This window comes from Nocardia amamiensis NBRC 102102 (genome assembly GCF_001612745.1).
Taxonomy (GTDB): domain Bacteria; phylum Actinomycetota; class Actinomycetes; order Mycobacteriales; family Mycobacteriaceae; genus Nocardia; species Nocardia amamiensis.
In genome coordinates this window covers 1-12,560 of record NZ_BDBA01000096.1, presented here as the reverse complement: position 1 = coordinate 12,560, position 12,560 = coordinate 1, and the positions used below count along the sequence as shown (strand labels likewise).

At 69.6% G+C, this 12,560-nt stretch carries 13 protein-coding genes; 8 read left to right on the top strand and 5 right to left on the bottom strand.

The features are described 5' to 3' along the window. The 6 genes from NA4_RS18915 to NA4_RS18880 form a co-directional block, all read left to right on the top strand. The coding region (locus NA4_RS18915) for a peptidyl-tRNA hydrolase (protein WP_176580051.1) at nt 1–498 on the top strand (498 nt) is incomplete at its 5' end. Nucleotides 499–1,069: 571 nt separating this feature from the next. After that, nucleotides 1,070–1,903, top strand: a complete 834-nt coding sequence (locus NA4_RS18905) for an ABC transporter ATP-binding protein (protein ID WP_067471305.1) — start codon at nt 1,070–1,072, stop codon at nt 1,901–1,903. Nucleotides 1,904–1,956: 53 nt separating this feature from the next. After that, nucleotides 1,957–2,793, top strand: coding sequence for an NUDIX hydrolase (locus NA4_RS18900; protein ID WP_067471302.1), 837 nt, complete (start codon nt 1,957–1,959; stop codon nt 2,791–2,793). Nucleotides 2,794–2,928: 135 nt separating this feature from the next. After that, nucleotides 2,929–3,705 carry an enoyl-CoA hydratase-related protein gene (locus tag NA4_RS18895; protein ID WP_067471296.1) on the top strand — a complete coding sequence of 259 codons (777 nt, stop codon included), beginning with the start codon at nt 2,929–2,931 and terminating at the stop codon, nt 3,703–3,705. Between the two features lie 37 nt (nt 3,706–3,742). Further along, nucleotides 3,743–4,720 (top strand): class I SAM-dependent methyltransferase, encoded by a 978-nt coding sequence (locus NA4_RS18890; RefSeq protein ID WP_067471294.1) that lies wholly within the window; start codon nt 3,743–3,745, stop codon nt 4,718–4,720. A 220-nt stretch (nt 4,721–4,940) separates the two neighbouring features. Further along, complete coding sequence (locus NA4_RS18880) at nt 4,941–6,155, top strand: THUMP-like domain-containing protein (protein ID WP_067471290.1); 1,215 nt, start codon at nt 4,941–4,943, stop codon at nt 6,153–6,155. A 22-nt stretch (nt 6,156–6,177) separates the two neighbouring features. Here the strand turns inward: NA4_RS18880 and NA4_RS18875 are convergent, their stop codons facing one another. The 3 genes from NA4_RS18875 to NA4_RS18865 all read right to left on the bottom strand — a co-directional run bounded on the left by NA4_RS18875 (nt 6,178) and on the right by NA4_RS18865 (nt 8,383). Further along, complete coding sequence (locus NA4_RS18875) at nt 6,178–6,597, bottom strand: type II toxin-antitoxin system VapC family toxin (RefSeq protein ID WP_067471287.1); 420 nt, start codon at nt 6,595–6,597, stop codon at nt 6,178–6,180. A gap of 1 nt (nt 6,598) precedes the next feature. Then, the gene (locus NA4_RS18870; RefSeq protein WP_067471285.1) at nt 6,599–6,847 is read right to left on the bottom strand and encodes a type II toxin-antitoxin system Phd/YefM family antitoxin; all 249 of its coding nucleotides are present in this window, start codon (nt 6,845–6,847) and stop codon (nt 6,599–6,601) included. A gap of 198 nt (nt 6,848–7,045) precedes the next feature. Continuing rightward, a complete protein-coding gene (locus tag NA4_RS18865) occupies nt 7,046–8,383 on the bottom strand; it encodes an outer membrane protein assembly factor BamB family protein (protein WP_245671475.1) in 1,338 nt (445 codons plus the stop codon). 253 nt (nt 8,384–8,636) lie between these two features. Between NA4_RS18865 and NA4_RS18860 the strand changes: the two genes are divergently transcribed. Next, the gene (locus tag NA4_RS18860) at nt 8,637–9,386 is read left to right on the top strand and encodes an acyltransferase (RefSeq protein ID WP_067471280.1); all 750 of its coding nucleotides are present in this window, start codon (nt 8,637–8,639) and stop codon (nt 9,384–9,386) included. Between the two features lie 55 nt (nt 9,387–9,441). Continuing rightward, complete coding sequence (locus tag NA4_RS18855; protein ID WP_067471273.1) at nt 9,442–9,987, top strand: DUF1697 domain-containing protein; 546 nt, start codon at nt 9,442–9,444, stop codon at nt 9,985–9,987. Between the two features lie 149 nt (nt 9,988–10,136). Here NA4_RS18855 and NA4_RS18850 read toward each other — a convergent pair whose 3' ends face one another. Both NA4_RS18850 and NA4_RS18845 read right to left on the bottom strand, forming a co-directional pair. Then, nucleotides 10,137–11,390: a glycosyltransferase family 4 protein gene (locus tag NA4_RS18850; RefSeq protein ID WP_067471270.1), complete on the bottom strand. Its 1,254-nt coding sequence runs from the start codon at nt 11,388–11,390 to the stop codon at nt 10,137–10,139. Next, nucleotides 11,387–12,560: 1,4-alpha-glucan branching protein domain-containing protein (locus NA4_RS18845; protein ID WP_245671474.1), on the bottom strand; the 1,174-nt coding region annotated here is incomplete at its 5' end. The genes NA4_RS18850 and NA4_RS18845, both read right to left, overlap by 4 nt.

Genomic DNA, 12,560 nt, shown 5'->3' with positions numbered 1-12,560 from the left:
CGGTCGCGCATCCGCAAGCTGGCTCGGCGCGCCCGCGGCGCCCAGTGGCGCGCGACCTGCGCGGTGGACGGCGTCACTATCGAGATCGACGGCGCGCAAGCGCGGGCACTGGTACCCGGACCGGTGGGCGAGGTCGACCCGGTGATCAAGCGCTTGCAGATCGGCGGAACCGATCTCGACCACGACGACCCAGGTCCGCCCGCCCCTGAACTGCCCGTGCTGTGGGTGAACGCCGCGCTCGGGATGACGCTCGGCAAAGCGGCCGCCCAAGTGGGCCACGCGAGCATGCTGCTGGCCGGTGCGCTGCCGGTCGAGCACGTAGCGCGCTGGGCGGAACTCGGCTTCCGTTGCGCGGTGCGCGACGCCGACCCGCACCGCTGGGCGTCCCTGTCCGCCCAGGTGGCCGAGGGCACCGCAGTCGCGGTGCGCGACGCGGGATTCACCGAGGTAGCGCCGGGTTCGATGACGGTAATCGCGGTGCCCGCCCGATCTTGGTGAGTCGCGGGGACCCCGTCGCAGTTCGGCGCGGTGTCGGCCTCGTGACTCCGGCAGCACAGTCGCTGTGCGGCATGCGGGATTCACCGACGAGGCCGGCCCGATCGTGGTGAGCCGCTGGGCGACACCGTCGCAATCGCGGCGGGCCGCGGCATCGTCCCCGTGGCCCAGCGCAGCACGGTCGCTGTTCGGACGCGGGATTCACCAACGTGACACCGGTCCACCCGACTGTGATCGCGAGGCCCGCCAGACCACTCCGCATCTCGGCACCTGAGCGATCGCCACGATCATCGCCACTATGTGCCCGGCGGCTTCGTTCGGCTCGTCCTCAGGCCTACGGCCGCGGAACATCCGGTGGCCGTAGGCGCGGTGTCGAGCAGAGCGGCTCCCTGCACAGCGTCGTGGCAGTGGGTGCCGGTCGCAGCGCCTGCCCGATCGTCGTGAACGCTCGAGCGACAGCGCCGATCGCGGCGGGTCGCGGCCCTGGCTCCGTGACCACGGCTGAGGGCGTCGATCAGACCGACTGGACCGTTTTCCTCCCCGCGTTGGCAAGTGCCCCCGACGGTGGGCCAAGATGGAGCGCGTGCCGCAACCGGATCCCGATCTGCTCATCGATTTCACCGACGTGACCGTCCGTCGTTCGGGCCATACCCTCGTCGGCCCGGTCTCCTGGCAGGTCGAGCTCGACGAACGCTGGGTGGTCCTCGGCCCCAACGGCGCGGGCAAGACCTCGCTGCTGCGGATGGCCGCCGCCGAGATGCATCCCACCGCGGGCATCGCCCATCTACTCGGGGAACGGATCGGCAAGGTCGACATCAGCGAGCTGCGTCCGCGCATCGGCCTGTCCTCGGCCGCGGTGGCCAGCCGGGTCCCACTGGACGAGAAGGTCAGCGACCTGGTGGTGTCCGCCGGATACGCGGTGCTCGGCCGCTGGCGGGAGCGCTACGACGACCTGGACACCGACCGCGCCATCGACATGCTGGAAAGCCTGGGCGCCGAACATCTCTCCGACCGCACCTACGGGACGCTGTCGGAGGGCGAGCGCAAGCGGGTGCTCATCGCTCGCGCGCTGATGACCGATCCCGAACTGCTGCTGCTCGACGAGCCCGCCGCGGGCCTGGACCTGGGCGGCCGGGAGGAACTGGTGGAACGGCTCGGCGACCTCGCCGCCGACCCGGACGCGCCCGCGATCGTGCTGGTCACCCACCATGTGGAGGAGATCCCGCCAGGATTCACCCACGGCTTGCTGCTCAACGAGGGCGCGGTGATCGCGCAGGGGCTGCTGTCGGACGTGCTCACCGCGGAGAACCTCAGCGACGCCTTCCGGCAATCGATCGCGCTGGACCGGGTGGACGGCCGCTACTTCGCACGCCGCGCACGCCGTGCGGGCAAGCACCGCACCCGCTGACGTGCGCGGGCTGAGGGCGGACTACGTCTCGCTGCGTCCTTTAAGGTGCAGGAGTGAGTGAGATAGAAGCGCAGGAAGACTCTCAAAGTCCCCCGACACCCAAGGACGCGTCGACGGTGCTGCTGGTGCGGGACGGCGCCCATGGACCTGAGACCTTCCTGCAGCGGCGGGTCGGCGCCATGGCGTTCGCCGCGGGCATGACCGTGTTCCCCGGCGGCGGCGTCGATCCGTCCGACGGCACCGCGGACATCGCCTGGGCCGGTCCCGAGCCCTCCTGGTGGGCCGAGCAATTCGCGACCACGACGGCCAGGGCGAAGGCGCTGGTCTGCGCGGCCGTGCGGGAGACGTTCGAGGAATGCGGCGTGCTGCTGGCCGGTCCCACGGGCGACAGCGTGGTCTCCGACACAACCGGATACCGGGACGCCCGCGGCAGGCTGGAGCGCAGAGAGCTGTCGCTGGCGACGTTCCTCGCCGAAGAAAAGCTTGTGCTGCGGGCGGATCTGCTGCGACCGTGGGCGAATTGGATCACCCCCGTAATCGAGCCGCGCCGCTACGACACCCGGTTCTTCGTCGCGGTGCTGCCGGAAGGGCAGCTGGCCGACGGCGCCACGTCCGAGGCGGCGGAGGTGCAGTGGAGCACGCCGGCCGAGGCGCTGGACCGCTGGCGGTCGGGCACCGACGTGCTGCTGCCGCCGACCTGGGCGCAGCTGGTCGCGCTCGGCGAATTCGGTTCCACCGCCGACATCCTGGCCGCGCGCCGCGTGATCGATCCGATCATGCCCGTGCTGGCCGATGTCAACGGCAAGCAAATGCTGTCCTTCCCGGACAATCAGCGCTACTTCGCCGATCTCCCGGATGCCGGACGTCTCAAGGGCTCCGTGCGGCCCTGACCGCTCCGGCGGCTGTGCCGAGGTCGCTCATATCTGCACCTCGCCGGCCCCCGGCTCCGGCACGAAAGAGTGCTGGGCTGTGGCTGTGTTCGCTCGCTGTGTTGCTGATGCGAGCACCCGGTAGCGTGGCCTCCCATGGCCGAATTCGTCACCCTGGATCTGCCCGAGAGCTCCGCCGAGCGGCGCGTGGCCGTCCTCCGGATAGCCCGCCCGCCGATGAACCTGCTGAACATGCAGCTGGCGCGGGAGCTGGCCGAGGCGGCGGATGCCGTGGCCGCGGATCCGGGCGTGGCGGCGGTGGTCGTGTACGGCGACGAGCGGGTGTTCTCGGCGGGCGACGACGTGGCCGAGCTGTCCGGGCTCGGGGTGGATCAGGCCGGTGCCATGGCGGCCGATCTGCAGCGCGCCCTTGGCTGCCTGGCCAGGATCCCGCAGCCCACGGTGGCGGCGATCAGCGGATACTGCCTCGGCGGCGGGCTGGAACTGGCCCTCGGCGCCGACCGCCGCGTCATCGGTGACAACGTCAAGCTGGGGCTGCCGCAGATCAAGGCGGGCCTTATCCCGCTCGCGGGCATCCGGCGGCTTTCCCTGCTGATCGGACCGGGCCCGGCCAAGGACCTGGTCTACACCGGTCGTTTCGTCGAGCCGGACGAGGCGAAGGCGCTCGGCTTGGTCGACGAGGTCGTCGCGCCCGACGACGTCTACACCGCCGCGATGCGCTGGGCGCGGCAGTTCGAGGACGGCCCGGCCCGTGCGCTGGCCGCCGCGAAAGCGGTGTTCGAAGCCGGTCCGCACGGCCTCGATCGGGCACGGATCGAATGGTCGGCGCTGTTCACGACGGAAGATCGCCTGATCGGAACAGGTTCCTATCTGGCCAACGGTCCAGGGTCGGCCGAATTCGTGGGCCGATAGCAGGCGTCAACAGCGGATTTGGGTAGGCTAGCCGACCATGACGGTACGTCCCGACGACCCCGCGCCGAACCCGCACGCCACCGAGGCAGAGGTCGAAGCAGCGCTCAAGGATACGAAGCTGGCCCAGGTGCTCTACCACGACTGGGAAGCCGAGACCTATGACGACAAATGGTCCATCTCGTATGACGAGCGCTGTATCGAATACGCCCGCGGGCGCTTCGACGCCGCGGTCGGTCCCGCCCCGCTGCCTTACGAGAAGGCGCTCGAACTGGGCTGCGGCACCGGCTTTTTCCTGCTGAACCTGATGCAGGCGGGCGTGGCGAAGTCCGGCTCGGTCACCGACCTTTCGCCGGGCATGGTGAAGGTCGCGCTGCGCAACGCGCAGAACCTCGGCTTGGACGTGGACGGCCGGGTCGCCGACGCGGAGACCATCCCCTACGAGGACGACACCTTCGATCTGGTGGTCGGCCACGCGGTGCTGCACCACATCCCCGACGTCGAGCTGGCGCTGAAGGAGTGCCTGCGTGTGCTCAAGCCGGGCGGCCGCTTCGTGTTCGCCGGCGAGCCGACCACGGCCGGCAACTTCTACGCGCGCTGGCTGGGCCGGATCACCTGGAAGGCCACCACCACGGTCACCAAGCTGCCGATGCTGAGCGACTGGCGGCGTCCACAGGAGGAGCTGGACGAGTCCTCACGCGCAGCGGCCCTGGAAGCCGTGGTCGACCTGCACACCTTCGACCCGAGCCGGTTGGAGGCGATGGCGCGCTCGGCAGGCGCCGTCGACGTGTCCGCGAAGACCGAGGAATTCGCCGCCGCGCTGTGGGGCTGGCCGGTGCGCACGTTCGAGGCGGCCGTGCCCGCCGAGAAGCTCACCTGGCGCTACCGGATGGCGATGTACCGCGCCTGGCTGGGGCTGAGCTGGGTGGACGAGAACGTCATGCGCCGCGTGGTTCCGCGCCAGTTCTTCTACAACGCCATGATCACCGGCGTGAAGCCGAGCGCAGCCGGAAAGTAGTGGTCCGCGATCCCTGCCGCGATCGAATCGCCCACCTCGGCGGCACGGTCGGTGCTGCCGAAGCGGGTGGGTGCGAGCCCAGGTCGCCGTTCCGGAATCCGGAGACGGAACGCCGCGGAAACGGTGACCGGGCAAGGGCTTGCAGGATCGCCACCGGCACAACCGCGATTGCCGGAATCGAGAGGGCCGACTCGATGCACGGGCATGTGGGGAACCGGTAGTGGGCTATCGCTTTACCCGCGATGACGTCGGGTACCTGGGCAGCGCGACCGGCCGGGCCGCGCTGGCCGAGGTGGACCGACTGGCACTGACCTCAGCAGCTCTGCTGAAGGATCTCGAGCAAGTGCGCCGCGTCCATGGTGACCGGGCCGCGGCCCTGGTCGAGACGGTCCGGCTGCGCCGCCGCGCCACGGCCAAACTCGCCGACGCGGGGGAGTGGTTGTTCACCGACGACGCCCTGCAGCAGGCCACCCCGACCATCGTCGCGCGCCACCGGGCCGCGCGCCTGGCCGGACGGGTGGTGCACGACGTCACCTGCTCAATTGGCGCCGAACTCGTCGAGCTGGCCCAGGTGTGCCCGGCTGTAGTCGGCAGCGATCTGGACGAAGTGCGGCTCGCCATCGCCGCGCACAATCTGGGGCAGCGCTGGTTACCCGTAGGGGAATCGGGTGCGTCCCCAGCGCGGAATGTGGTGCTGGCCAAGGCGGACGCGCTGCGCCCGAGTACCCGTGACACCGTGGTCATCGCCGACCCGGCGCGGCGTGCGGACGGTCGGCGTACCCACGACCCGGCGAAGTTGCAGCCGCCGCTCCCCGATCTGCTGACCGCCTACCAGGCCCGCGATCTGGCCGTGAAATGTGCTCCGGGTTTGGATTTCGATCGCCTGGACTGGCCGGGTGAGATCGAGGTCGTTTCGCTGGACGGCGCGGTGCGCGAGGCGTGTCTGTGGTCTGCTGGGCTGACCGATGCGGGGGTCACGCGCCGCGCCACGGTGCTCACCTCCACGGGGGCCCACAGCACTCTCACTGACGCCGAACCCGACGACATTCCCGAGGGCGAGCCCGGCGACTGGATCGTCGACCCTGACGGAGCGATCGTGCGAGCCGGTCTGGTACGTCACTATGCGGCGAGACACCGCCTGTGGCAACTGGATCCACGCATCGCCTACCTGACCGGTGACCGCGTCCCCGCCGGGACGCGGGGTTTCCGGATCATCGATCGCCTCGACTACCGGGAGAAGACCCTGCGTGCCGAACTCCGCCGCCACGACTGCGGGCCGCTGGAGATCCTCGCCCGCGGCGTCGACGTGGACCCCGACCGGCTGCGGCGCACTCTGAAACCGGCGGGCTCCCAACCGTTCACCCTGGTCATCACCCGCATCGGACGTGCGTCGACAGCCTTTCTGTGCACCGCGGTGGACGCGCGAATGCGCTAGCGGCTGGCGGTACTTTCCGGGGTCACCGGGGTACGGGCTCGAATGGGTTGAGTACGGCGACGCCAGTGCGCGCCACGTCTGCGACGTTGCGGGTGACGAACGTCCATCCGTGCACGGACGCGGTCGCGGCGAGCAATCCGTCCAACACCGGAATCGTGTTGGGTGCGTTCATCCGGCCCCACTCCTCGGCGACATCTTCATCGACGGGGGCAATGCGATCCCGGTAGGTGGTGCGCAGGGTGCCGAGCCACCGCTCGAGAACCTCCGCCTGTGCGGTGTCGCGACCACGGAGGCGCTCGATTCCCAGGCGGATCTCGCCCACGGTGATAGCGCTGAGGTGCAGTTGATGGGACTGCACACCGTCGTACCAGGCAATCACGTTTTCGTTGGCGTTCTTCTTGCGCAGTTCGGAGATGATATTGGTGTCGAGAAGAAAGGCCACGTCAGATCGTCCAGTCGAGGTCGCGCGGTACCTCGCGGCTCCGTGCCAGGTCGAGATCCTCCAGGCCAGGTTCGGACCGGAGGAAGTCTTTGAAGTCGATGACCTCGCCCCGGAGCTTCCGATACTCGGCAATGTCGATCACCACGGCGATCTCTTCGCCGTGTCGCGTCACAACCTGCGGGCCGTCCGTTGTTGCGCTTCTGATCAGCTCACTGAACCGCTGTTTGGCCTCTTGAACTTGCCAACTCATGCTATAGCCCCAATCTGTCTGGACAGACTAGATTGTACAGGTCGGCGTCACAATGTCCGGGCAATCCCGCATGTCATCCGAAACTAGCGACAACGCACTGGCGATGTCGGACTGGTAATCCTCGTCTAACGCCGACGCATCGGTGTTCTCCAAGGCCAGCCGCAGGTCGCGGCCGGTTCGTTTCGGTGCCACTGGCTGCTACTCCGGCTTGAAGGCGAAGATCTCGCCGATACGGGTGGCGACCACGACCTCGCCCTTGGCGCCGACCGACGTGCCCGCAATGGCGCCCTGTGCTCCGGGGAGGACATCGGAATCGACAGTGGCGCCGGTCCGGGTGTCGAAGGTGACCAGGCTCAGGCCTTCGCCGATCGCCGCGATGGTGTAGCCGGTATCGCCCGCCGTCTGCACCGCGGTTCCGCGCACCGCCAGATTCTTACGTTCCCAGAGGGTTTCGACGGCGTCGCCCTTGTCGCGCAGCGCGAGCAGGTAACCGTCGTCGCCGGACGGGATGATCACGCCATCGCTGGAGACCGAGATGCCGCCGCGCGGCGCCCAGTCCAGCCGCTGGACCCACTTGGTCCGCCCGTCGGCGGTGTCGAGCGCGATCAGGCGGGCGCTGTTGTCGCCGACGTAGACGGTGGAGCCGTCCGCGGACAGGGCCGGGCTGGTCGCGCTACCGCGTTCCAGCAGATCGGCGCTCCATTCCCGCTCGATCTTGCCGTCGGCGTAGCGCAGCGCGACCAGCGCCGCGATGGGCTTGCCCGGCTGCCACAATGTCACGTAGAAACGGCCGCTCGCGGCGTCGATGGGGGAGATGTTCGCGACCGGGCACTGCGGTCCTCCGGTGGCGCAGTCGTCCAATCCCTGACCGGCGGCGGGCCAGGTGAGGCCGGCATTCGCGAGGAAATCCGGCTCGCCGAGCAGCTGCACCGTCGGCACGAGGCGCTCGCCGGTCTGCCGCGACAACACGTCGACCTGACCGGACTGGGTGACCGTCACCAGCTTGCCGTCACCGGTGAACTGCACCGAGACCGGCGTCCCGGCGACCGGTGTGCTCCACCGCGGCTGCCCCAGGTAGTTGAACGCGTTCACCTTGCTGTCGTCGCCGACGTAGACGTTGGTCATACCGTCGACGGCCGAGGGCGCGGAGATCGCGCTCGGGCCCAGCGCGTTGCAGAACCGCTTGCGTCCGGTGGCCATCTGGAAGGAGAAGATCGAGCAGTTCGGCAGGCGCGTGGTGAGGAACATCTGGCTGTCGGGACCGAGCGTGACGGGCTGCGCGATCGGCCCGCCGATCGGGCGCGACCAGCTCAGCGCCAGCTTCCGCGAGCCGGTGACCGGACTGGTGCCGCTGTTGCGGCCGTCGTGGTGGGCGGCGGTCCAGCCTTTGCCCGAACCGACGGTGATGTCGTCGACATCGGTGCCGCAGCCGGTCAAGGCCAGCGCGGCGACCGCGGCCAGCACGGCCGCGGCACGTTTTCGGGACGGTCGCCACATGGAAGTAGCCAGCACGCCGCCGCTTCGCACCTGCCGCACTCCTGTCATCGTCGGCTCACCCGAGACCGTTGAGATTCCCGAACCGCGCCCGGCGGAACGGTCTTCGCACCGGCGGGTTCGCCGTCGCCGTCGCCGGCGCACGAGTCACTGTACGGGAGGCCCGTGCGGGGGTGAACGGGTCCCGCCGTTGTCGTCGCGGGTGCCCGTCCCGGTACTCGCCGCGAGCGATAGGCTCTATCCGTCGCCGCCGAGGTGGGCGGCAGCCGGTAGGACCACGACAGGAGAACCGTTCGTGACGAGCATGTGGGGCGCACCGTTGCGCTCGCGCTGGCGGGGTTCGCGCCGCCGGGATCCGCGGCAGGCGCGATTTCTGACGCTGGCGTCGCTGCGCTGGGTGCTCGCGAACCGGGCGTACACGCCCTGGTATCTGGTGCGCTACTACCGGCTGTTCAAGTTCCGCCTGGCCAACCCGCATATCGTCCTGCGCGGCATGGTGTTCCTCGGCCGCCGGGTGGAGATCCACGCGACGCCGGAGCTGAGCCGGATGGAGATCGGGCGCTGGGTGCACATCGGCGACGGCAACGCGATCCGCTGCCACGAGGGTTCGCTGCGCATCGGCGACAAGGTGGTGTTCGGCAAGGACAACGTCGTCAACACCTACCTCGACATCGAGATCGGCGAATCGACGCTGGTCGCCGACTGGTGCTACATCTGCGACTTCGACCATAAGATGGACGACATCACCGTGCCGATCAAGGACCAGGGCATCGTGAAGAGCCCTGTCCGCATCGGACCCGACACCTGGATCGCCGCCAAGGTGACCGTGCTGCGCGAGACTCGCGTCGGCCGCGGCTGCGTGCTCGGCGCGCACGCCGTGGTCAAGGGCGACATCCCGGACTACAGCATCGCCGTCGGCGCACCGGCCAAGGTGGTCAAGAATCGCAAGGCGGCCTGGGAGGCGGGCGCCGAAGAACGCGCCAAATACCTTGCGGCGCTGGAAGACATCGCCCGCAAGAAGAACGGCGCCACCCAGACGGCGTAACGGCCGCCGGGCGAGACCAGTCGGGAAGTCGGGGCAGGCGCGTAGGTTCGGCGGTATGAACGCCTACGCCGCACTCTTGCGCGGGATCACGCCGAGCAATCCGAACATGAGCAACGCGAAGTTGCGGGCGGTGTTCGAATCACTCGGATTCGAGGACGTCGCGTCGGTGCTCGCCAGCGGCAATATCGTGTTCCGCAGCTCCGAGACCGACGTCCCCGCGCTGGAGGAGCGCATCCAGCAGGCACTGATCCGGGAACTCGGGATCGGCGGCGGCACGATCATCCGCAGCTACGAGGAACTGCGCGCTCTGCTGGACACCGACCCGTTTCCCGGACTCACGCACGGGCGCGGGACCTATCTGATCGCGACGTTCCTCAAGGACACCGCTACGCCACCGGTCACGCTGCCCGAACAACCCGACCCGCTCACCCGGATCGTCGGCTACGACAAGGCCGCGCGCGCCTTCCTCGCAGTGATCGACAACAGCGATCCGGGCAAGACACCGGACTTCATGGCCTGGCTGGACAAGACGTACGGCAAGGACATCACCACCCGCACCTGGCTCACCGTCGAGCGCATCGTCAAGAAGCTCGAAGGCTGATCGCGCAGAAAACGACGCAGCCGGACGAAGTCCGTCATCAGCCCGCGCGGGGCCGAGCGAAGGCTCGAGGCAGCCGCAGATGCGCCGGGCCGAGCGAAGGCTCGAGGCAGCCGTATATGCGCCGGGCCGAGCGAAGGCGAGGCAGCCGCCTACTCCGGATCGCGTTCCGGCAGCGGGCGTTCGACGATGGTCGGGCGGCCGAGCGGATTGCGCACCCGCCGTTTGGCCGAGTGGTACACCTGGGCGGTCTCCGCGGCCACCACGTCCCAGGCGAAATCGGCCGTGAGCCGTTCCCGGGCGGCGTAGGCCCGCTGCTGGGTGGCGGCCGGGTCGTCGAGGGTGGCGCGGACCGCCTCGACCAGGCCGTCGACGTCCGCGGGAGCGAAGGAGGCGCCGGTGACGCCATCGATCACGGCCTCGCCCAGCCCGCCGGCCGTCGAAGTGACCAGCGGGGTGCCCGCGGCGGCCGCCTCCAAGGCGACGATGCCGAAGGGTTCGTACCGGCTCGGCAGCACGATCGCGTCCGCGCCGTGCAGCCAGCCGAGCAGTTCCTCGTGGTCGAGCTGCCCGGCGAAGTTCACCGCGCGGGCGACCCGGTGCACTCGGGCGCGCTCGCGCAGCCACTCGAACTGGGTGCCGACACCGGCGATGGTCAGCGTGGTACCGGGATGGGCGCGGCGGATGCGCGGCAGCGCCGCGATCACGTCCTGCACACCCTTCTCGTACTCCAGTCTGCCCACGTACAGCAGCCGCGGCGGACCGCTGCGCGGCGAACGCGGACGGAAGGTCCAGGCGCCCACGTCGATTCCGTTGCGGATCACCGTCATCGGGATCCGTTCCGGACCGTAGAGCCGCTCGACCTCGTCCTGCATGGACGCCGAGCAGGTGATCAGCGCGTCGGATTCGTTGGCCAGCCACCATTCGACCGAATGCACCTGCTTGTTGACCTTGCCCGCGACCCAGCCGCTGTGCCGTCCGGCCTCGGTCGCGTGCATGGTCGACACCAGCGGCACGTCGTAGTACTCGGCCAGCGCGATGCCGGGGTGGGCGACCAGCCAGTCGTGCGCGTGCACCACATCCGGCGTCCAGCCGTCGCCGATGCCCGGCTTGCCGAGGGCCACGCCCGCGCGCACCATCGCGTGGCCCATGGCCAGCGTCCAGGCGAGCATGTCCTCGCCGAAGTCGAATACCGGCGGGTCTTCCGCGACGGCGACCACCAGCACGCCTTCGGCGATGAACGAGTGCGTGGGATGGGTCGAGGAGTCGGTGCCGGAGGGGCGCCGGGACAGCACGACCACCTCGTGGCCCGCGCGGGCCAGTTCGACAGCGAGGTGATGCACGTGTCTGCCGAGTCCGCCGACCACGACCGGCGGGTACTCCCACGACACCATCAAAATCTTCATGCACGTCCTTCTGCGGCGGAGCCCGGGTGCGCTGGGTACGGGCTCTGGACCGCGGTGGCGGGGCCCGATTCCGGCGCGGCGGCGGATGCTGCCCCGGTGGTGCCGGGTACGGACCCCGCAGAGGTCAGTCGTCGCGCGTCCACGGCGGGGAAGAGTCCGTCGGCCGCCCCCCATCCTGCCGCCAACTGCCGTGCTTTGGCGACTTGGCCCGCCCCGACGGCCGCGGCGATCTCCCGCACCGCGTGCGCGTGCCGGTGCGCGCGGTCGCGCGCGTAGCCCGCCGCGGAATCCTTGCTGACCATGAACGCCCAGTCGCTCGACACAGTCAGGATCGCCTCGCGCAGCAGTTGATCGGCAACCTGATCGCGCAAGCCCGACGCGCCGCCCTGGGCCGCGCGCATCTTGTCGACGGTGTCCAGCGCGAGCCGCACGATGTCGTCGTTGAGCTCGACCAGGTCGCGCACCTGTTCGCCGGCCCACACCCGCCAATCCTTGCCCGAACCCCAGGACGAGTCGGCCAGCGGCACCGGTTCGCCCAGGTAACCGCGCTCGCGTGCGTCGGCGAGCGTGCCAACGGTGACGCCGGCCTCCGGCAGTGCGCGCAGCACCTGAGCCAGCCATTGCGGGCCCTCGTGCCACCAGTGGCCGAACAGTTCGGTGTCGAACGCGGCGACGACCAGCGCGGGCCGCCCGATCCGCGCGGACTCGGCGACCAACCGCTCACGCACCGTCTGCACGAAATCGTCCACGTCGCGCGCCACCGCCGCGGCGGCCAGCTCCGGGTCGTAGGGCGCTTTGTCCGGCCCGGCGACGGTTTTGCCGGTGACCCGGGCGGGCTTGAGACCCGTCGCGTGGTCATAGTGATGAAAGTCACGGTAAGCGCCGTGGCCCGGATAGCCCGATTTCGGTGACCAGACCCGGTAACTCACCTGCAGATCGCGGCCGAAGGCGATCACGTCGGAATCGCGCACCGGCCGGCCGAGCGTCGTGTCGCCGCGCAGCGCCGGTCCATCGACCATGAAATGCGTCACACCAGCGTCGGCGTAGCCGATCTCCATGCCGGGCGTGTAGCCGCACTCCGGTGCCCAGATCCCCTTGGGCGTATGGCCCCAGCGCCGCCGAGCGTCGGCGAGGCCCTCGGTGAGCTGGAACTGCCGCAGCCGCGGATCC